This is a genomic window from Bifidobacterium sp. A11, assembly GCF_000499185.1.
GTDB classification, from domain to species: domain Bacteria; phylum Actinomycetota; class Actinomycetes; order Actinomycetales; family Bifidobacteriaceae; genus Bombiscardovia; species Bombiscardovia mizhiensis.
Genome location: NZ_AWUO01000001.1, coordinates 130619 through 149693, shown reverse-complemented (window position 1 = coordinate 149693; position 19075 = coordinate 130619). Strand labels below are relative to the sequence as shown.

The following is a 19075-nucleotide window of genomic DNA, read 5'->3' as shown; positions in this document are numbered from 1 at the left end:
AAGGCGGAGAGGCATGAAGGGATGGCCGGGCGAGATTCGGGTTGAGGCAGATGTGATCCAGGCCGAGCAGGCGGCGGCTCAGGCTAAGGGTCAGCCCATCGAGCAGGTCATCTTCGACTTCGGCAACGTCTTGATTCGTTGGCAGCCCGAGATGGCCATGGTGGCCAGGTACGGGCGCAAGAGCATCGAAGCCATGCTGGACGACAGCCGTTCCGGTTTCTACCGGGCCAACAACATGATGGATGGCGGAGCCACCTGCGCCCAGGCCCGTGACTGGGTGGCCGACAACTGCGGGGCTCCTTGGGATGACATGTTCGCCTATTATTGTGACCATTTTGTCGATTCACTGACCGGCCCTGTCCCCGGCGCTCGCATGCTGGTGGAGGATCTGAAAGCGGCAGGCCTAGGCGTCTGGGGGTTGACCAACTGGAGTGCTGAGCTTTTTCACCACGCCTGGGATGGCGACTCCTTCCTGCATAGGCTGGACGGAGTGGTGGTCTCTGGACCCATCCACATGCTCAAGCCCGATCCGGCAATCTACCGGTATGCCCTGGATCAGTTCGGAATCCGGGCTGACAGGACCCTCTTTGTGGATGACAAGGGTATGAATGTAGTCGGTGCCAACAAGGCCGGCATCCGCAGTCTGCGATTCAGCGACCCCTACGGGCTGCGCACTGCCCTGATTGAGGCAGGGGTGAACATTCCTCAGGTGCAGTGAACGTGCAGAGTTCCGAAGCCGTCAGATGAAAAGGAGATAGACGATATGGTCATGACATTGCTGTTTGCGGGCACACCCCAGGTCGCCTTGCCGTCTCTGAGATTGCTGGCGGCCGACCAGGAGCATTTCCGGGTTGCCGCCGTGCTCACCAGACCCGACGCACCCCAGGGGCGTGGAAGGCATCTGCAGCCCAGTCCGGTCAAGGCTGAGGCCATCAAGCTGGGGATTCCCGTTCTTGAGGACAACCCATCCGATCCGGATTTTCCGGCGCGGCTGAAGGATACGGGTGCCAACTGTGCGGCTGTCGTGGCCTACGGACGGATCCTGCGCCAGCCGGTCCTGGACGCCTTTGAGGGTGGCTGGTACAACCTACACTTTTCCCTGCTGCCGCAGTGGCGTGGAGCAGCCCCAGTACAGCGGGCCATCTGGGCCGGGGATACCATCACTGGCGCCACGGTCTTCCGGCTCACGGCTGGCATGGATGAAGGGCCTATCCTGGCCCAGTCTACGGTGGAGATCGGGTCGCACGAGACCTCTGGCGAGCTGCTGGATCGCCTGGCTGAGGATGGATCCCACCTGCTGGCTGCCAGTCTGGAGGCACTTGCGGAGGGTCGGATTCAACCCAAGGAGCAGACGCGGGGCGCCTATCAGGTGGCCGCCAAAATCACCCATCAGGATGCCCACATGCGTTTCGATGTGCCCGTCTTTGCTCTGGATCGGCAGGTTCGCGCCTGCAGCCCGGAACCGGGAGCCTGGTGTCTGTACCGGCGGGGCGACGATCCGCAGGACGAGCAGACAGGACTGACCGTGCTCCGGGCGGCACCGGCCCGAGGGGATGAGCCTGGTCTTCCGGGGCACCTGGAGCCGGGTCGGCTGGCCATGGACCGTCATCACCTCTGGGTGGGCACCAAGACCCTGCCCCTGGAGCTGCAGATGGTCAAGGCTGCCGGCAAACGCGCCATGAAGGCCATGGACTGGGCCCGTGGAGCTCGTTTGGAAGACGGGGCTCACTGCAGCTGAGCCCCTCCCCGGCTGGCTGTCCAGGCCGTGCGGGGATTCCAGGGGCGAACGATGGAGGGAAGAGGGAAGTCATGCAGTCCGATGATGTTGAGCAAGCTGACGATGCCAATGACCAGGACCAGGCCGGGGAACGGCGCAACCGGGCCTTGGCTACCGCGCTGACCAGGGCTGCCAAGGAACTGTCCAAGGCCAAGAGCCAGTTGGCCCAGCTGGGCCAACCACCTTTGACCGTCGCCCTGGCCTTGGGCGTGGATTCTGTCGCCTATGACAGCCAGGGGGTGCAGCAGGCCCGTCTGCTGATCCTGAGCGGTTCCAGACGGATGGTCGTCCCCCTGGCGCCCGATATCCACGCCGAGCGGATCCGGGCCGGTCAGGAGGTTCTGCTCAACGCCGATATGGTGGTGGTGCGTGTGGGCGATCAGCCGGTGACCGGGCAGGTTCGCACGCTGCGGGAGACCTTGGAATCCGGTGCCCTGTTGGTGGAAGACCCCTCCGGTCAGACCCGCGTAGCCGCGCGTGCGGGCTCTCTGCAGGACCAGCCCATCGAGGCGGGCAGTGCCTTGCTCATGGACGAAAGCTGTTCGATGGCCCTGGCTGTGCTGCCTGAGTCGGACCAGGCCGACATGCTCCTGGAGGAGACTCCTGACGTGGACTTCTCCGATATTGGCGGCCTTGACAGGCAAATCGAGCGGATCCGGGATGCGGTCCAGCTGCCCTTCCAACATGCTGATCTCATGCGCCGTTATGGGCTTCAGGCCCCCAAGGGTGTCCTGCTCTATGGTCCGCCCGGCAATGGCAAGACCATGATCGCCAAGGCCCTGGCCCGTGCCCTGGCCCAGGAGAGCGACGGTCATGGGGTCTTTCTGTCAGTTAAGGGCCCTGAGATGCTCAACAAGTTCGTGGGCGAATCCGAACGGCTGATTCGCCGTCTCTTCGCCCGGGCCCGCAACCTGGCAGGCCAGGGTGGACCGGTGGTGGTCTTCATCGACGAGATGGATGCCCTGCTGCGCACCCGAGGTTCTGGTATCTCGTCGGATGTGGAGACCACCATCGTCCCCCAGTTCCTGACCGAGCTGGACGGTGTCGAATCCCTGGACCAGGTCATGGTCATCGGCGCCTCCAACCGCATTGACATGATCGACCCGGCGGTTCTGCGCCCTGGACGGCTGGATGTTAAGATCCGCATCGATCGGCCCGACAGAACCAGGTCAGCCGCCATTCTGGGCAAATATCTGGGCTCCGATATGCCCATGGAGGATGATTCCGGGCCGGAGGAACTGATCCAGGTGCTGGTCGACGGACTCTTCGCTCGGGATGATGACCACCTGCTGGGCAGAATCATGGATGCCACGGGCCGCTGGCAGCCCCTCTACCTAGAGTCAGTGGTCTCCGGCGCCATGCTGCATAACCTGGTTGATCGGGTCAAGACCATGGCGGTCAAGGCCTCAATCGAACAGGGACGGCAGGTGGGTCTTGACCGCGGGTTCTGCGCGAGGGCGGTCCGTGGGCAGTATGAGGACACGCTGGAGGAGCTCAGTGGGCAGGATCCGGACCGCTGGGCCGATCTGGCAGGACTGCGCCCAGGGCAGGTTCAGGAGGTTCGCCCAGTTGACGGGCCAGGGGAGCGATCATGAATGCCGGGCGGGTTATGGGTACCGAGACGGAGTACGCCATAGCCGATCCCCAGGATCCCGGCGCCGATCCACGTACCCTGGCCCTGCGTCTGGTAAGAGCCGCCGCCCAGCCGGCCTTGGCGCACATCCGCTGGGACTATGGGCAAGAGGATCCGGTCAATGATGCCAGGGGAGGTCGGCTGCCGCGTTCCGCCGCCGCTCCGAGTATGCTCACTGACGCGCCCGGCGCCCGGCTGATTGATGTGGCAGCTCCCAATGGCGCGCGGATTTACGTGGATCATGCCCACCCGGAGTATGCCTCGGCGGAAACAGTGAATGCCTTCGACGCGCTGGTCCAGGACCGTGCTGGTGATCGGATGATGGCCCAGGCCGCAAAAAGGGCCGGAGGTCTGGCTCTCTACAAGAACAACGTGGACGGCAAGGGTGCCGCCTGGGGGTCTCATGAAAACTATCTGATGGATAGGGCGGTGCCCTTCGCCAGGGTGGCGGCTCTGATGACCATTCATTTCGTCACCCGGCAGGTCTACACCGGCTCGGGCAGGGTGGGTCTGGGGCCTAGGAGCGAAGAGGCCGGCTTCCAGCTCAGCCAACGCGCTGACTATCTGACCAGCCGCATTGGACTGCAGACCACCTTCGGGCGGCCGATCATCAATACCCGGGACGAGTCACATGCCGGGCCGGGCAGTCGCCGCCTCCATGTGATTGTGGGCGATGCCAACCGGCTGGATGCGCCCCTGGTCCTCAAGCTGGGAACGACCGATCTGCTGCTGGGCCTCTTGGAGTCCGAGGGTGGTTCGACCAGCCAAGTCGATGAGCTTTTGGATCGCTGGACGCTGGATGATCCGGTGTCGGCCCTGCACACGGTTTCGCGAGATGTCACCCTGAGCAAACCGCTGGCCTTGGCAAACGGAGGATTCGCCGATGCGCTGACCATCCAAAGAGCATTGTTGGATGCGGCCCGCCAGGCCAGACGGGATGTTGACAGGCTTGGATGTGCTGACGACCGAGTTCTGAGCCTCTGGGATCAGGTGCTCGAAGATCTGGCCGCAGTGCGTTCGGGCGACGAGGAGGCCCGTCTGGCTATGCACGACCAGGCAGGCAGGTTGGAATGGCTGCTCAAATGGCAGCTTCTGGAGCGTCTGCGTCGTCGTCGTTCCATATCCGACTGGTCGGATCCCCGTCTGGCGGCCCTGGATTTGGCCTGGGCACGGGTGGATCCCGGCCGTGACCTGCCTTGGCGACTCAGAGGATCCGCCCTGCAACTGGCCGATCCCGACCAGATCACCAGGGCCATGGACCAGGGGCCGGAGCAGACTCGCGCCTGGTACCGTTCCCGGCTGCTTCACCGCTGCCCTGATGCGGTCAGGGCTGTCTCCTGGAGTCGTGTCATTCTTGAGGAACAGGGACCGGAGGGAGAGCCTAGGACCAGGGTGGTGGATCTGTCCGATCCGCTGAGTCACACACGGTCTTCCTACCGGGATGGCCGCGACATATACTGCAGGTAGCGCAGAAAATAGTCCGATATCCGACAGGACGACCACCGGTGGACCATGGTCGGCAATGCCTCGACCACCCGTTTGAAAGAGAAGAGAAGTATGGAATTGCGCGATTTGGCCATGCAGGCCGCCACCATTGCTGTGGAGGCCGGTCGTCATGCCCTCCAGGACCAGATCAACCCCCACGATCCCCGCTCCACCTCAGCCATCGGCCAGGGCACCCAGTTTTCGCCGAGCATTGACACGCGTCTGATCCGATACTGCCGGACCAAGATCGCCGCCCTGGATCCCATGGACGGCTTCTGGGAGGAGGAGGCCGGCAACCGCCGTCCAGGCGGTCGTTACTGGTGCCTGGGCCACATCGACGGTCCGGTCAACTATGTGCGCAACATGGCCGAATGGACGCTGACCATCTCCCTCTTCGCCGTGGACGAGAAGGGTCACGCTTCACCGGTCCTGGGCATCGTGCATGCACCGGTCCTGGGCCTGACCTATCTGGCCGCCAAGGGTCAGGGCGCCATCAGGATCCGACGGACTATTGTGGGCGACAAGCGGGAGAAGATCATCCCCTCCACGATGACCACCCTGAATGGGTCAGTGATCAGCTTCGGTATGTCCTACTTCCCCAACGAGTCCGAAAAAGTCCTGCAGATCGTTTCACGCATGGCCGGCAAGCCTGCCGACATCAAGCGTGTTGGTCCGGTCTCGCTGGACCTGTGTCGGGTGGCGGACGGCAGCTACGACGCCTACTTCGAGCCGGCCCTGCACTCCTGGGACATCCCTGCTGTCTCTGCGGCGGCTGTCGTGGTTCGGGAGGCCAAGGGCACCCTCTGGCGCTGGGACGGCGGGCACGTGCGCTGGGAGGGCAGTAACGACGTAGTGGCCACCAACGGGCTCATCGCCGAGGATTTGAACACCTATCTGAGCGGGCGCTGATTCGCACAGGGAAGGAGAGCGACCATGGCTGAGGCATCCCAGCAGGGGCGGCATATGGCAGCCGGGCAGCAGCAGGAACAGGAAGAGGATTTGCCGCAGACCGGGGCACGTGAACAGGGTCAGACGGCTCAGTCCGATCTTGATGCCGTCTTGGATGACATCGAGACCACCCTGGAGACCAACGCCAAGGAGTATGTGCAGGGCTTCGTCCAGAAGGGCGGCCAGTGATCCATGGCGGATGGGCAGGGGACTGACTCGGACTTTCGCAGAATATTCGGCATCGAGACCGAGTATGGACTGAGCCTGACCGGCGCCAGTGGCCCCTACGCCGCCGGTAGGGTGGCCATGGCTATGTTTCGCCCTCTGATCGAGAAGCACGGGTCAACCAACATCTATCTGCCCAATGGCGCTCGGCTTTACCTGGACGTGGGCTCCCACCCGGAGTATGCCACTGCGGAGGCCCGCGATCCGCTGACGGCACTGAAACAGGTGCTGGCCGGGGAGCGGATCATGACCGACCTTGCGGGGCGCGCTGGGAAACGTCTGACGGAGGACATGGGTAGGCCCGTGAAGGTGCATGTCTTTGCCAACAATGTGGATGCCCAGGGTCATGCCTTCGGTTGCCATGAGAACTACCTGCTGGATCGGCGAGTCCCCTTGGACATGATCGGAGCCTGCCTGGTCCCCTTTTTGGTCACCCGGCAGTTGGTCACCGGGGCGGGTCGTCTGGACCCAGATGGCTTCCAGATCAGCCAGCGAGCCGACTTCCTGGATGAGGCGGTTTCCTCGGCCACCACCCGCGCCCGTCCCATGGTCAACACCCGTGACGAGCCTCTGGCCGATCCCGAACGATGGCGGCGTCTGCATGTGATCGTAGGGGATACCAACCGTTCGCCGTTGGTCACTTGGTTCAAGATGGCCAGCACTCACTTGGTTCTGAACCTGATCGAGCAAGCCTGCCGTCAAGGCCGACGACCAGACCTGGCGGACTGGGCGCTGGCTGATCCCCGTGCAGCCGTCCGAGCCGTCAGTCGGGATCGGACCGGCCGGGTCACTCTGGAACTGCAGGCTTCCACGAAAACTGGCAGTATCAGCGCCCTGGGTCTGCAAGAGGCCTATTGGTCGGCCTGCAAGGATTTGGTTGACCAGCAGGAGGATATAGGCATCGACCGACCCCAAGCTCTGCAGGCCCTGCGACTTTGGAGGGTTGCCCTGGATGCGCTGGACGCGGGGCGTTGGCAGGATCTGGCTGACTGGGTGGATTGGGCCGCCAAGTTGCGGTTGATCCAGGGCCTGAGTCGACGAGGGACCGGACGGGATCTGGCCGAGGCTCTGGATCTGGACTATCACGATCTGAGTGCCGGAAGATCTTTCCCTGGCCTGATCAGGCATGGGCTCATGCGCTCGCCGGTCGACGACTCAGAGATACGTCGCGCCATGGATCAACCTCCGGAGGATACCCGGGCCCGTCTGCGTGGCGACTTCGTCCGTGCAGCAGACCGGGGAACACGCAGCTGGTCATGCGACTGGAGCCAGCTGGTCCTAGGCGGCTCTCACCGAGTAGAGGTTGCCCTGCCTGACCCCTTCGATCATGTGGGCCCACCCCGATACCACTCCTTGATGGACTTTCTCAAGAATGCCGCAGAACCTCGTGCCTAGAAGCCCAGTTTGCACCGCGGGACTTCCATTTGGTCTTCTCTAACCAAGAAGGGCCCCAGCATCCGTGGATGGATGCCGGGGCCCTTGCAGAAAGGCTGGTTCACTTCTTGTTGGTGACGGCCTTCTTCAGCAGCGAGCCTGCGGAGATACGCACGCCGTAGCTGGCCGGAATCTTGATGGTCTCACCGGTGCGGGGGTTGCGGCCGGTGCGGGCGGCGCGCTTGACACGCTCGGCCGAGAACAGACCGGTCAGCTTCAGACCCTCACCGGACTTCATGGCCTCGACGAAGACATCCTGGAAGGCGTTGACAGCAGCTTCCGCCTGAGCCTTGGTCAGGTTGGACTTCTGCGCGATCTTCGACACGAGATCAGACTTGTTGTATGCCATAGAACATCCTTCTTTCGGGGGCCTCCCATTGCTTGATTTGGGGAAAGCCCAACGGTCAATGACTGATATTACCGCAGATTAGGCCCAAACACCGCATTTTTCGGGGGTTTCCGACATTTCATCAAGCGATTTTTGAGGTCCTTGGGAATGAAAGTGTCCAAAGGGCTCTTCAGATGCGATTGTGCTTGCTCAGCCAGCGCATGGCAAGGGCTCCCAGGGGGATGCGCAGCCAGTAGGTGGCTACACGGAAGACCAGAGTGGCCGAGATGGCCACGCCTGAGGGGACGCCAGCCAGGCGGAAGGCGGAGAAGAGCACGGCTTCTATGGCCCCTAGGCCGCCAGGAGTGGGGACAGCCGAACCTAGCGTGTTGGCCAGAAGGAAGACGAAAGTGGTCTCGAAAACGTTGGTCCTGCAGCCGAAGGCCATCAGGGCGGCCCAGAAACTCATGCCCAAGGCGGCCGACTGCAGCACAGCCCCAAGTACGGCCACTACCAGCTGTCGGGGCTGAGTCAATATCTCCACAAGGTGGCGGGCGTAGGAGGCCACAATGGGCATCAAGCGTTCCATGACCATTCGTCGTGTGTACGGCAGGGCCATGATCAAAGCTGCGATGATGGCCACTGTTCCGATGACGATGACCAGGGTGTTGGTGGGTATCATCCCGGAAAGGGTGTTGCGCCCGGTGAACAGTCCAATGACGATCAGCAGGCAGAAGGTGGTCGCGAACTGGACGGCCACCACGGCGCTCATGATGGCCGTGGCCATGGTGTTGCCATAACCGTCCCGCCGCAGGAACTGCAGGTTGACGAAGGCCGGCCCCACTCCGGCAGGCATGGAGACCGAGGTGAAGGAGGAGGCCACCTGGGATAGGAAAATACCCTTGAAATCGCGCTTGGCCGGATCGATGAAGATTCCTAGGGTGATGGCGCAGCCCACCCAAGACAGTGATCCCAGCAGGAAGGAGAGCCCAGCCATCCAAGGATTGGCATTGCGGACGGCGCTGATGACCTGAGGCAGGTTGAACTGGGTGACAATGACTGCCACAGCTACTACCAAGAGGGCCAGGGCCACGAAGCTACGCAGACTGAAACGTGAGAGGGTTACCTGGCCGGTCTCAGCCACCGACTCAGGGGGAGCCAGAGCCTGCAACTGTTTGCGCAGGTCAGTCAGAATCTGTCGATCCCAGCTGGGCAGGGCTTGGGTCTGTGCGGGAATGGCTACCATCTGGCAGAATGGCGATAGCCCCGCCAGGGTCTTGACCCCCCAGGAGGCACGGGCGGCATCAATGGCTTGATCCACCCCGATCATCGTGGCGATCAAAGCCAGAAGCTGGATCCGATCCAGGGCGATGTTGGCCTGGGAGCTGGCGCTGTCGCCGTTCTCCCAGCCGGCGATGACCATGGAGCCCGACTGGTCCATGGCCAGAGTCTCCGGGCGGATGCGGCGGTGTGTGAAGCCGCGCTCGTTGGCCCGGCGAAGGTAGTCCATCAGCTGCTTGGCCCTGTCGGCGTCCAGGTTCTCAGGTTCCAGGGGATCAAGATGGACATCATCCTCCAGTACCAGAATTGAGGATTCGGCGCTCTCCGTCAGACCGTAAGGGTGCAGGGCGGGCAGCCCCAGGTCCCGCAATTCAGTCAGCAGGGCCATGTGGTGTTGCATGGAGTTTCTGACTGACCGGTCCCGGCGCATGGAGACTCCGGAAAGCTTGATCCACTGCCAGAGCTGCATCAGATAGCCCATGGTGTGCAGCTGGCCGTCCATGACCGACACCGTGTAGGTGTGGCCTTGCCCGTCATGGGCTCTGTAGATGCGGGAGGCCTCAATGAGGTCGTCGTCGAGGGCTGGCAGGGGTTGGCCATCGGAGTCCAGACTGGGATCCTGACGTTCCAGACTCGTGGCATGGATGCCGATGGATGCTATGGCCTGCACCACCCCCTGCCCCCAGGCGCCCTTGTTCTGCGTGCCCGCCAGGTATCGGACGACCATGCCCATGATTCGTCCAAGGATAAGCGAGACCAGAACCCCGCTGGCCGAATTGGAGGATATGGCGACCATGATGATGGCCACGACGTATAGAGCGTTCCATCCCCACTTGACCGAGCTGCGCAGGCGACGGGGTCCTGCTGCGCTCAGGAAGGCAGCCAGACCGGCATAGAAGTCAGGCAGCAGGACGGGCGACCCTATGGCGTTCTGGGAGCTGAATGAGGCGATCAGGGTCGGATTGCCCGCCTTCAGGATGAGGTTGGAGGTCAGCATGACCAGCCCAAACCCCAGGAACATGGCCAAGGGGGCGGTGATGGCCTGGATCCATTCCCTGTTGACCAGCAGGTGGATAATCACGGCCAGGACCACGGTCACCGTCACCGCCTGTTGGAGGAAAGCGGTGGGTACGTCCATGAGCCAGTCCATGGCATTGCCAGCTTGGCGCATGTCAGACTCGACCCCGGCCGCTATCCCTTTCAGATAGACAGCTGCCAGGGTGACCAGAATTCCCAGGATCAGGGCTGCCAGGGCTCGAAGTAGGTCTTCGGCATCATGAACCCGCTGGGGTGGGGTATCTCTGATGACGACCTGGTCTGCCTGTCCAGGGTGGGCGGAATCAGTGTCCTCGGGGGTGGTGGTCGACTGGGACGGGGTCATGGTCAGTCGCGATCGAAGTCCACCAAGGTTCCGGCTGCGCCGGTGTAGGTTGCCGGCGTCAGGGCTTTGAGCCGACTGGCCGTGTCCTGGTCCAGGTCCAAGCCATCGATGAAGTGCTCGACATCCTCCCGGCCGATCCTCTTGCCCCGCATGAGTTCCTTGACCTGCTCGTAGGGGTGATCCATGCCTGAGCGTCCAGCCAGCCCAGCGGCCCGCATGGCCGTCTGTATGGGCTCGCCCAGAACCTCCCAATTGCTGTCCAGCTCGCGGGCCATCAGGGCCTTGTCGGGGTGGATGGTCTGCAGGCCGCCGTCCAGGTTGTCCAGAGCCAGCAGGCTGTAGCCCAGGGCCGAACCGATGTTGCGTTGGGTGGTGGAGTCAGTCAGGTCCCGCTGCCAGCGGGTTTCGGTGAGGGTGGTGGCCAGGGTGTCCAGCAGGGCCCCTGAGATCTCCAGATTGGCTTCGGCGTTCTCGAAGCGTATGGGGTTGACCTTGTGGGGCATGGTGCTGGACCCTGTCGCGCCTTTGACAGGTTCCTGGGCAAAGACGCCACGGGAGATGTACATCCAGACATCCACGGCCAGGTTGTGCAGGATCCGGCCCAGGTGGGCGATGTTGCCAAAGAGCTCGGCCTGCCAGTCGTGGGACTCGATCTGGGTGGTCAATGGGTTCCAGACCAGGCCCATCCGCTCGGTGATGAAGGTCCGGGTCAGATCAATCCAATCCAATTGCGGCAGGGCGGCCATATGGGCCCCAAAGGTTCCAGTGGCACCGTTCATCTTGCCCATGTAGTCCTGATTGCGGATCCTGTCCAGCTGCCGGTGCAACCGGTGGACGTAGACCGCCATCTCCTTGCCCAGGGTGGTGGGTGTGGCCGGCTGGCCGTGGGTCAGGGCAAGCATGGGCAGATCACGGTATTGCTCTGCCATGGTGGCCAGATGGTTCTCGATCCGGGTGGCCTTGGGGAGCCAGACCTGTTCGACCCCGCCTCGGATGCAACGGGCATAGGCCAGGTTGTTGATGTCCTCGCTGGTGCAGGCGAAGTGGACCAGGGGAGTCAGCTTGGGAAGTTGGGACTCGGGGCCAAGGGCTGTGGCTGCAGCCTCCAGACGGCGGTCGATGAAGTATTCCACTGCTTTGACATCGTGGTGGGTCTGGGCTTCGATACCTGCCAGTTCGGTGATGCCATCGGCATCGAAATCCTCGGGGATGGCCCGCAGATAAGCCTGCTCAGCCTCGGTCAGAGGCTTTACACCCGGCAGGACCGGGTGCTGGCCGTTGCCTTGGTAGCCGTTGGCCAGCATGATCATCCATTCGACCTCGACCCGCATACGCTCGCGGTTCAAGGCAGGTTCACTCAGATAGTCCACCAGATCGGCGGTCTGCCTGCGGTAACGTCCGTCCAAGGGGTTGAGGGGGATGACTGGGGTGATTCGGCTCAGGTTCATGCCTCCAGCCTAGACGACCGGGTCAACCAGCAGGAATCGATATGAGTGCTCTTGGGGGTCCGCGTGTCCCGCTCATCGCTGCAGCCTGCCGCGGTAGTAGCGGGTCTCCTGCAGATCGCCCTCGATGGCATGGGCGAAGTGGTCGTCCTGACGTCGTACGGCTGGTGAATTCTGATCGCGGGCATCAGCCCAGGCCGCCCGCTGGTAGGCCATGCCATGGGTGGATTCCTTGCCGGGGCCGGCAGTGGTCACCGACCGGCCACTTTGGTTGTCGCCTGGAGGGGGAGGTCCGCCTGCCCTTCCTCTGACGGTCAGCTGATTGGGCCGCGAGGGGTTGTCGGCTCCATCAAGACTGGAGACCAGCTCCTCGCGCATCTCCACGCTGGTGACCCAGGTGTCTGACCCTATCTTGCGATGAGCGATGGGTGATCCGACGGTCACGATGTGATCGAAATGGTAACGGTTGGAAAGATCCGAAGCCATGGTGGCGGCCACGATGCCGCCCTGGGAATGACCCACCAGGCTGACCGGATCGTCCGGACGCACCCCGGCCTCCCGCATGGCCTGGTCCACTAGACGCAGGGAGGCCGCACTTTCGCGCACTGAAGCCTTGTCGCTCATCAGCTGGATATTTTGGCCCCATCCGATGGGGGAATCGAGATGGGAGCTGGTGCCAGGTATGTAGACCAGCCAACGGTCCTTACCGTCCGCCTCCCGATATCGTTGTACAGCGATGGTTGCGTAAGGAATGCCGTCCCGGCAGGATCCCAAGGCCTCCAGATTCTGCAGAGCGGTGGCGATGTCATGAGCCTCGCCCAACCCCTTGCCCTGTGGCTGGACAGGATCCATCGTGAGCCGGTCACCCTGAAGATGAGCGAGTATGAAGGGCACCAGCAGGCCTGGATCGGTGACCAATCTGCCAATAGGATCATGGTGGTCTGAAGTCAGGTCGGACGCGACGGCGGCCAGCAGAGGCTGATGGATGCCGGCTGTAGTTTCCAGAAATTCCTGGAATTGCGAGGCATCCAGGTTGCCGGTCAGTTTAGCTGCTCCCAGGCTCAGACCGATGGTTCCCAACATGTACGGGGCGATGGGCTGAAAGAGGGTCACGGCCGTGGATATCAGGGAGTCCATCAGCTTTTCCATGAATGATTCCGCCTGCGAGTACAACCCGTAGGCCTTGGTCAGTCGATCGGCCACAGACTGGAGCTTGGTGCGTAGGTTTTCGCAGGACTGAGCTTGGTCACTGCAGAAGGTCACCATCAGATCCAGGGGCAGACGGGCGTGACCTGGTGGCGGCGCGGCAGCCTGGGCGCAGGGGAGTGCCGGCAGTCCTGGCATGGTTCTGCGGATGGCCTGATCGGTAAGAATCCATTGTGTCTGCAGGGTGGCCAGGGCACCACCTGCCTGGTTGAGCCGGTCCGCCATGCCGGTCAGATGATCCAATTCGGTGCTGGTGTAACCGTTGGCGTCTGGTGCGGCGATGACCGTGCGCTTCATGGCTGGCTCTCTTGATCGATCAGGTTCAAGGTGCGTCCTGCCTGTACACGCTGATCCTGGCAGAGGGCATCCATGGCCCGTACCTGGGCCCGGTAGGCCTGAGCGGCCTTTCCCTGCCAGTCGACCCTAAGAGCTTGGCCGGCTAACTCGCTCAGGTGGACCAGGGTTGTTCTCGACTGCCGAGCCATATCGGTCAGCATGGTCCGGCAGTGGGCTGCCCGTGCGTGGCAGGGGCAGGCTCCGGCCGCCTCAGGATCGGACAGGTAGGAGGACTGCTCGAGGAGGGAGCCCCAGGTGGGTAGTGACGATGGTGATGACTTGTCCATGCGACTACTTCATCACCGCGGTCACGCTTGCATGGCGTCGATTGGGCTATGTGGTCGAATGTTGCCTGACCCGTTTTGATGGGGACAGGTCTTTGCAAATGGTTGAGCAATGCCTGGTAAGGCCGGTCACCAGGGTTTGACGCCCTTTTCCTGGTCCTGGTGGCCGCCCGTATTGCCTGTTTGGTTGGGGGAGGAGGGATCGCTCTGTTGTTGGTTGCGCTTGAGCAGATCCTCCACCTCAGCCTCCTGCTGCTTGGTCAGCCCAGAGGATGAGCCCTTGCCTGATCCGCTCTTTCCATCCTGCCCATTCTTGGTTTTGTCTGCTTGTTGTTTTTTGAGTACCCGTTCCGTACGTTGGGCCAGCGCAGTACTGGTCGCTTGGTTGGCCTGCGCGGCCTGCCTGGTCTTCGGCAGAAGCAAGGGGCCCGGCCGCGCCGCTTGGGCGAAAAGGCGGTCTGCCTGATCTTGCAGCGCCTTGATTGCTGCCGGGTCTGCCTGTGGGTTTCGGGCCTGCCGGATGCTGGTGTTCAGTGTGTGCGTGGCCTCGTTGTAAGTGGCGATGGCTCTGACGTTGATCAGGCCCCATGCCCCGGCCAGCGCTGCTATCAGGGCTACAACAATAAGAACCAGACGCGTTCGAAGGACCTTCCTGCTCATAGCAATCTCCTCGAAGTACGGATCCATTGCCCTGCCTCAACCAGGACCAGGACCAGTTCCACCAGTGCCAAGGGCCAGACCAACGGGGTGACATGTCGGCGCACCTGGTCGACCGTGGTCACCCGGTAGCGCTTGGAGACCGAAGCTGTAGCACCCTCGCGGACGGTGACCCCCTTGGCCAGGGCCTGATAGTGGCCGCTCATCTCGTCGGCCATGGCCTTCAAGGTGTTCGGGTCCATGGCCGAGATGCCCGGCTGGCCGGTCTGCGGATCCTTCACCCAGCCTCCGGCATCGCTGCCGCCCACATCGGAGGTCAACGGCACCGTGCCTCCCTTGGCTGAACCGGTTCCCAGGACAAAGGCCTCGTCCAACACTTCTCTAAGAGCGCTGAAGGATCGCCGTTCGTCCCTGCCGGTCTGCTCCCCATCGCTGATCAGATAGAGCAGGATCCGGTCGTTGGGATGTCGGTCCTTGGTCTGCTTCAATGCCAGAGTCAGCCGATCCAGAGGAGCGTCCAGACTGGAACCCGAGGAACGGGAGGTGGGCTCTGTGGTCAGCCCACGGGCCCAGTTGTCCACAGCTCGTACGTCGGGGGTCAGGGGCAGATCGACGCTGGCCGAGGCACCGAAACTCAGAGCCGAGAAGGATGCATCCGGATAGATGTCGACCAGGTCTCGAACGGCCGCCTTGGCCGCCCCCAACCGGCTCATGCCGTCCTGGGTTCCATATCCGGCATCCTTGACTGCCATGGATCCGGTCACGTCAACCGCAATGAAGACATCAGTGGCGTTGACGGCCTTGTTGGTGGTTTTGCTGACGGTGCTGGGAGTCAGGACCATGAGGGCCAGGATCAGGACCATGGCGGTGCGTCGGGTCAGGGCCCAGCGATCAGCATCCGTATCTTGCCCCTTACGCAGTCCATGGATGACCAGCGCAATGGCCAGGAGCAAGAGCAGGCCTGCCAGAAGGCTGCCGGCCACCCAGCCCAGGGCAGGCTCAAAGGTCAGGGACTTGAGTATGTTCATCGCTTCAGCCTCCAGGCCAGGAGCAGATATGCGGACAGGGCCAGGGCCAGGGCCAGGGTCCACCAGCCGGGTGCATCCACCAGACTGGACTGCTCCTGTTGGCGGGGGTCGGCTCCATGGCGACGTTCGATCCGGCGGACCAGCGCGTTGATGGAGTTCCCATCCTGCCGTCGCAGGAAGATACCGCCACGGGCTTCGATCTGCCGCTGCATCTGCTTGGTGGTCTCATCCTCGGTGCCCTGGTCCGGTCCCGAATAGAGCCCGTCCACCGCGATTCCCGCGGCCGAGGTCAGCTTGAGCGCCTCCTCCAGGGTGTACGTGGGTTTGCCGGAGACCACGTTATCGGTGGCCAGGACCAAGGAGCTCGAACGTTGGTCGGCCTTTGCCGGTCGGGTTTGGTTCTTGGGAGCGAATTGCGGCAGGAGCGCAGCGCAGCCCACCAGCCCGTCGCCGATCAGTGACGTGGTATCCCGGCGGTTCTGCGTGCCCTCCAGCCAGTCGCTGATGTCCTGGTACTGTCGTCCGCTCATGGCGTCGATGCGGTCCTGGGATTGCACCCCGTCCAGGATCCGCCGAGCCTTGCTTAATTCGGCAGTGATCATGTCATAGTCATCAGTCAGAGGGAAGACGGTGCGCGATGTGGAGTTGAAGATGCTCAGGGCCATGCGTTCGCCCCGGAAGTTGCGGACCAGATCGAGGTAGGAGGCGATCACCTGCCGGTCGTAGGGCAGGGTGGACCCGGACACATCCAGACATAGGACGATATCGCGGTTATGACCCTGCTCCAATGTCCGATCGACCCGGGCGGGCCTTGCAGCCAGGCTCAAAACCATCAGCAGGGCCAGGGCGAGCAGGATTGCGGCGCAGCGGTTCAATCGCCGCCAGCGCCGTAGGGCCTCGTGGCCCTCCTCGGTGTCCAGGTCGTTGTCCAAGGTCCAGATCCGGGCTCCCGGTTCTTGATCCGGCCGGCCACGACGTGCCATACGGTGAGTCAGCAGGCCCAATGCCAAGGCCAGGACCAGAGCCAGGACCGGCAGCCAGGGCCACCGCCAGGACAGATTGCCTATGCTCATCGCGGCCACCGTTCAATCAAATTCCGTACCCAGTCGGCTGCCTGATTCACCGTGGCGTCAGTTCCCTCGCTGTCCCGTGGAAGGGCGAATTCGGGCGGGTAGAGGGCATCGATGGTCTGTCGAAGCAGGTCCAGACCCTGTCGCGTACTCGGCGTGCGGGGCTGAGCCTGGATTTCGGCCAAAGTCTTGGATTTCATGTCGCTGTTCCAGGAGTGGGAGGCAAATCCACGAGCGATAGTGGCCAGTGCTGTCATGGCCTGGTCGCGGTCCAGATGGCCCTTGTCGTACTGGGCCACCACCTGATCAATCCGCCGACGCCAGGCATCGAGGGAGTCAGAGCTCGCTTGGATCGGATGCTCTTCCTGCTGACGGCGGAACCTAGGCAAAAGAATGGCCGCTCCGGCCAGGGCCAGGGCCAGTATGATGGCGGTCGTTGTCAGAGCCAACAGCCAGGTGGGCTGGGTCATGGTGGGTATGACCTTGATTCGGCCATGATCGGACGCAAGACGAATCAGGACGACACCACTCATGCCGCCATCACCGTCCGTCGCATGGGGATGCCCGGTCTGCCGGCTGAAAGCAGGTGGATGAACCTGTTGAACATGGCTGTGCTGGAGTCTGCCCGGATCAGGGAGGCCCCGATTCTGGACAGTTCCCGGCTAAAGGCCTCGATCTGGTAGCGTCTGTGCAGGTCCACAGCTTGCGTCCCGTTCGCGGTTCGCAGGAAAGCCGGGATCCTGCGTCCGCTGGGCGCATCCGTTACCGAGCCCATAGTGGGCTGCTGGCGCAGGGGATTCATGGTCTCCACTCCGATGAGATTCAGGGGGTGGGTGGTTGCCAACTGTCGGATGGTCGGCATCAGGTCTACGTACAATGCCGACTGGTCGGTGGCGATAACCAGCATGGCCTGCCGGTCCTGGATGCCGGCGGCGTAGCCCAGCAGGGCCTCAAGGTTGCGCGGCTGATCCAGTGGTGACTCCAGAGCCCGGTCCAGCGTCTGTTCGAATCGGGCGAAGCCCCCCTGGCAGGGTATGCGGCGGATGGCGGATGAATCGACCAGGACCAGATCCACCTCATCGCTGCGGCGCAGGCTTAGGGAGGCGAACATGCACAGGGCGTTGGCGGCTACCTGGATGGCCTGCTCCCCGTCAGGGCAGGTTCCGGACATCTCGCGGCCAACGTCCAGCAACAGCCAGACCTTGCTGGTAACCAGGCGCTCGCGCTCCACCACCATGGGCCGACCCATCCGTGCGCTGGCGTGCCAGTCGATCATGCGGGTTTCGTCTCCGAACTCATAGGCACGCAGATCGGCACGTTCGTCTCCACCCCCGCGTCGGCTAGAGGAGTGCTCGCCCTCCAGCAGACCAAGGGCCCTGCGCACCGTGGGAAGCCGCAGACTGGAGTCCAAGGCCTCGATCCGCCTGCGGACCGGATCGCGATCCGAGCGTCGACGGCTCATGGCACCGGCACCGTGTCGACGATCTGGTCGATGATGTCGTCGCTGCTGATGCCGTCGGCCTGAGCCTCGAAGGTCAGCAGGATCCGGTGGCGGAGTACTGAATGGGCCCAGTCCTTCAGATCCTCGGGAATGACGTAATCCCTGCCAGTCAGCAGGGCTCTGGCCTGGCCAATGCGCACCAGAGCGATGGAGGCACGCGGGCTGGCTCCCAGTCTCACCTGTTCGGCCAGCCCTTGGATGGGGCGCGATCCAGCCCCCCTGCTGGTGGCTGCCAGATCGACTGCATATCGCATGATGGGCTCTGCCACGTGGACCTGCCGGGCCTTCTGCCTCAAGAAGTCCACATCGGCGATGGTCAGTGCGTCCCGATCGTCCTTGCAGGGCATATCGGTGCCTCGGCTGGTCAGCATCTGCAGCATTCGGGTCTCCTGGTCGGCATCAGGATAGGTCATGACGGCCTTGAGCATGAACCGGTCCATCTGGGCCTCGGGCAGGTTGTAGGTACCCTCCTCCTCAATGGGGTTTTGGGTGGCGATCACCATGAAGGGCCGGGGTAGGGCTATGCGCTCGCCGCCGATGGTGGTGGCGCCCTCGGCCATGGCCTCAAGCATGGCTGACTGGGTCTTGGCGTTGGAGCGGTTGATCTCGTCAAGGAGAACGAAGTTGGCGTGAATAGGGCCCAGCTGCGTCGAGAAGCGCTGTGTGGAGAAGTCGTAAACCTGAGTGCCTACCAGATCCGAGGGCATCAGGTCGGGTGTGCACTGGATCCGCTTGAAGCTGCCGGAGACCGAGGTGGCCAGGGTCTGGGCGGCGGTGGTCTTGGCCAAACCGGGCACGGATTCGATCAGGATGTGTCCTGAGGCCACCAGCGTCAGGATAAGGGCCTCGCGCAGGTTCTCCTGGCCTACCAGAGTCCTTGAAAAGCGGGTTCGGATCCGGTCGGCCAACTGACGGCAACGTTGCAGGTCGTCCTGGCTGATTGGCGGAACCTGCCGGTTCTGACCGGACTGAACAGATGGGGACTGACTGGGTCGTGGTGGGAATAATGCCATAGCAGACATGGTAACGGCATTTCCTGACGATTCAGCCAGCCGG

The 19075-nt window shown here is 62.7% G+C and carries 18 protein-coding genes; 7 read left to right on the top strand and 11 right to left on the bottom strand.

What is annotated here, in order from left to right; translation table 11 throughout:
* Positions 1–13 precede the first annotated feature (13 nt).
* From P273_RS0100620 to P273_RS0100590, 7 genes are all read left to right on the top strand, one after another.
* A complete protein-coding gene (locus P273_RS0100620; protein ID WP_024626593.1) occupies positions 14–718 on the top strand; it encodes an HAD family phosphatase in 705 nt (234 codons plus the stop codon).
* 45 nt (positions 719–763) lie between these two features.
* Positions 764–1738, top strand: coding sequence for a methionyl-tRNA formyltransferase (fmt, locus tag P273_RS0100615; RefSeq protein WP_024626592.1), 975 nt, complete (start codon positions 764–766; stop codon positions 1736–1738).
* Positions 1739–1809: 71 nt separating this feature from the next.
* Positions 1810–3372, top strand: a complete 1563-nt coding sequence (gene arc / locus P273_RS0100610) for a proteasome ATPase (RefSeq protein WP_024626591.1) — start codon at positions 1810–1812, stop codon at positions 3370–3372.
* On the top strand, positions 3369–4877 hold the full coding sequence (gene dop / locus P273_RS0100605; RefSeq protein ID WP_024626590.1) for a depupylase/deamidase Dop: 1509 nt from the start codon (positions 3369–3371) through the stop codon (positions 4875–4877). Before arc ends, dop begins: the two co-directional genes overlap by 4 nt.
* A gap of 90 nt (positions 4878–4967) precedes the next feature.
* Positions 4968–5804 (top strand): inositol monophosphatase family protein, encoded by an 837-nt coding sequence (locus P273_RS0100600; RefSeq protein ID WP_024626589.1) that lies wholly within the window; start codon positions 4968–4970, stop codon positions 5802–5804.
* A gap of 24 nt (positions 5805–5828) precedes the next feature.
* Entirely contained in the window at positions 5829–6032 is a 204-nt protein-coding gene (locus P273_RS0100595) for a ubiquitin-like protein Pup (RefSeq protein ID WP_024626588.1), read from the top strand.
* A 3-nt stretch (positions 6033–6035) separates the two neighbouring features.
* Positions 6036–7463 carry a proteasome accessory factor PafA2 family protein gene (locus P273_RS0100590; protein WP_024626587.1) on the top strand — a complete coding sequence of 476 codons (1428 nt, stop codon included), beginning with the start codon at positions 6036–6038 and terminating at the stop codon, positions 7461–7463.
* A 100-nt stretch (positions 7464–7563) separates the two neighbouring features.
* Here P273_RS0100590 and P273_RS0100585 read toward each other — a convergent pair whose 3' ends face one another.
* The 11 genes from P273_RS0100585 to P273_RS0100535 form a co-directional block, all read right to left on the bottom strand.
* Positions 7564–7851 carry an HU family DNA-binding protein gene (locus P273_RS0100585; RefSeq protein WP_015022121.1) on the bottom strand — a complete coding sequence of 96 codons (288 nt, stop codon included), beginning with the start codon at positions 7849–7851 and terminating at the stop codon, positions 7564–7566.
* A gap of 169 nt (positions 7852–8020) precedes the next feature.
* Positions 8021–10492, bottom strand: a complete 2472-nt coding sequence (locus P273_RS0100580) for a lysylphosphatidylglycerol synthase transmembrane domain-containing protein (protein WP_024626586.1) — start codon at positions 10490–10492, stop codon at positions 8021–8023.
* A gap of 2 nt (positions 10493–10494) precedes the next feature.
* A complete protein-coding gene (gene purB, locus P273_RS0100575; protein WP_024626585.1) occupies positions 10495–11940 on the bottom strand; it encodes an adenylosuccinate lyase in 1446 nt (481 codons plus the stop codon).
* A 72-nt stretch (positions 11941–12012) separates the two neighbouring features.
* A complete protein-coding gene (locus tag P273_RS0100570) occupies positions 12013–13440 on the bottom strand; it encodes an alpha/beta hydrolase (RefSeq protein ID WP_024626584.1) in 1428 nt (475 codons plus the stop codon).
* On the bottom strand, positions 13437–13766 hold the full coding sequence (locus P273_RS0100565; protein ID WP_024626583.1) for a hypothetical protein: 330 nt from the start codon (positions 13764–13766) through the stop codon (positions 13437–13439). Before P273_RS0100565 ends, P273_RS0100570 begins: the two co-directional genes overlap by 4 nt.
* A 126-nt stretch (positions 13767–13892) precedes the next feature.
* Positions 13893–14423, bottom strand: a complete 531-nt coding sequence (locus P273_RS0100560; RefSeq protein WP_024626582.1) for a DUF6466 family protein — start codon at positions 14421–14423, stop codon at positions 13893–13895.
* The gene (locus tag P273_RS0100555) at positions 14420–15448 is read right to left on the bottom strand and encodes a VWA domain-containing protein (RefSeq protein WP_029675967.1); all 1029 of its coding nucleotides are present in this window, start codon (positions 15446–15448) and stop codon (positions 14420–14422) included. The genes P273_RS0100560 and P273_RS0100555 overlap by 4 nt, the downstream gene beginning before the upstream one ends.
* A complete protein-coding gene (locus P273_RS0100550; protein ID WP_029675966.1) occupies positions 15445–16521 on the bottom strand; it encodes a vWA domain-containing protein in 1077 nt (358 codons plus the stop codon). Before P273_RS0100550 ends, P273_RS0100555 begins: the two co-directional genes overlap by 4 nt.
* Complete coding sequence (locus tag P273_RS0100545) at positions 16518–17051, bottom strand: hypothetical protein (RefSeq protein ID WP_024626580.1); 534 nt, start codon at positions 17049–17051, stop codon at positions 16518–16520. Before P273_RS0100545 ends, P273_RS0100550 begins: the two co-directional genes overlap by 4 nt.
* Positions 17048–17980: a DUF58 domain-containing protein gene (locus P273_RS0100540; protein WP_024626579.1), complete on the bottom strand. Its 933-nt coding sequence runs from the start codon at positions 17978–17980 to the stop codon at positions 17048–17050. Before P273_RS0100540 ends, P273_RS0100545 begins: the two co-directional genes overlap by 4 nt.
* Positions 17977–19041, bottom strand: coding sequence for a MoxR family ATPase (locus tag P273_RS0100535; RefSeq protein WP_155804660.1), 1065 nt, complete (start codon positions 19039–19041; stop codon positions 17977–17979). The genes P273_RS0100540 and P273_RS0100535 overlap by 4 nt, the downstream gene beginning before the upstream one ends.
* Between the last annotated feature and the right edge of the window lie 34 nt (positions 19042–19075).

What these genes read in the sequence shown, in the direction of transcription:
- P273_RS0100620 (WP_024626593.1), top strand. Translation starts at nt 14, where the DNA reads ATGAAGGGATGGCCGGGCGAGATTCGGGTTGAGGCAGATGTGATCCAG.
- fmt (WP_024626592.1), top strand. Translation starts at nt 764, where the DNA reads ATGGTCATGACATTGCTGTTTGCGGGCACACCCCAGGTCGCCTTGCCG.
- arc (WP_024626591.1), top strand. Translation starts at nt 1,810, where the DNA reads ATGCAGTCCGATGATGTTGAGCAAGCTGACGATGCCAATGACCAGGAC.
- dop (WP_024626590.1), top strand. Translation starts at nt 3,369, where the DNA reads ATGAATGCCGGGCGGGTTATGGGTACCGAGACGGAGTACGCCATAGCC.
- P273_RS0100600 (WP_024626589.1), top strand. Translation starts at nt 4,968, where the DNA reads ATGGAATTGCGCGATTTGGCCATGCAGGCCGCCACCATTGCTGTGGAG.
- P273_RS0100595 (WP_024626588.1), top strand. Translation starts at nt 5,829, where the DNA reads ATGGCTGAGGCATCCCAGCAGGGGCGGCATATGGCAGCCGGGCAGCAG.
- P273_RS0100590 (WP_024626587.1), top strand. Translation starts at nt 6,036, where the DNA reads ATGGCGGATGGGCAGGGGACTGACTCGGACTTTCGCAGAATATTCGGC.
- P273_RS0100585 (WP_015022121.1), bottom strand. Translation starts at nt 7,851, where the DNA reads ATGGCATACAACAAGTCTGATCTCGTGTCGAAGATCGCGCAGAAGTCC.
- P273_RS0100580 (WP_024626586.1), bottom strand. Translation starts at nt 10,492, where the DNA reads ATGACCCCGTCCCAGTCGACCACCACCCCCGAGGACACTGATTCCGCC.
- purB (WP_024626585.1), bottom strand. Translation starts at nt 11,940, where the DNA reads ATGAACCTGAGCCGAATCACCCCAGTCATCCCCCTCAACCCCTTGGAC.
- P273_RS0100570 (WP_024626584.1), bottom strand. Translation starts at nt 13,440, where the DNA reads ATGAAGCGCACGGTCATCGCCGCACCAGACGCCAACGGTTACACCAGC.
- P273_RS0100565 (WP_024626583.1), bottom strand. Translation starts at nt 13,766, where the DNA reads ATGGACAAGTCATCACCATCGTCACTACCCACCTGGGGCTCCCTCCTC.
- P273_RS0100560 (WP_024626582.1), bottom strand. Translation starts at nt 14,423, where the DNA reads ATGAGCAGGAAGGTCCTTCGAACGCGTCTGGTTCTTATTGTTGTAGCC.
- P273_RS0100555 (WP_029675967.1), bottom strand. Translation starts at nt 15,448, where the DNA reads ATGAACATACTCAAGTCCCTGACCTTTGAGCCTGCCCTGGGCTGGGTG.
- P273_RS0100550 (WP_029675966.1), bottom strand. Translation starts at nt 16,521, where the DNA reads ATGAGCATAGGCAATCTGTCCTGGCGGTGGCCCTGGCTGCCGGTCCTG.
- P273_RS0100545 (WP_024626580.1), bottom strand. Translation starts at nt 17,051, where the DNA reads ATGAGTGGTGTCGTCCTGATTCGTCTTGCGTCCGATCATGGCCGAATC.
- P273_RS0100540 (WP_024626579.1), bottom strand. Translation starts at nt 17,980, where the DNA reads ATGAGCCGTCGACGCTCGGATCGCGATCCGGTCCGCAGGCGGATCGAG.
- P273_RS0100535 (WP_155804660.1), bottom strand. Translation starts at nt 19,041, where the DNA reads ATGTCTGCTATGGCATTATTCCCACCACGACCCAGTCAGTCCCCATCT.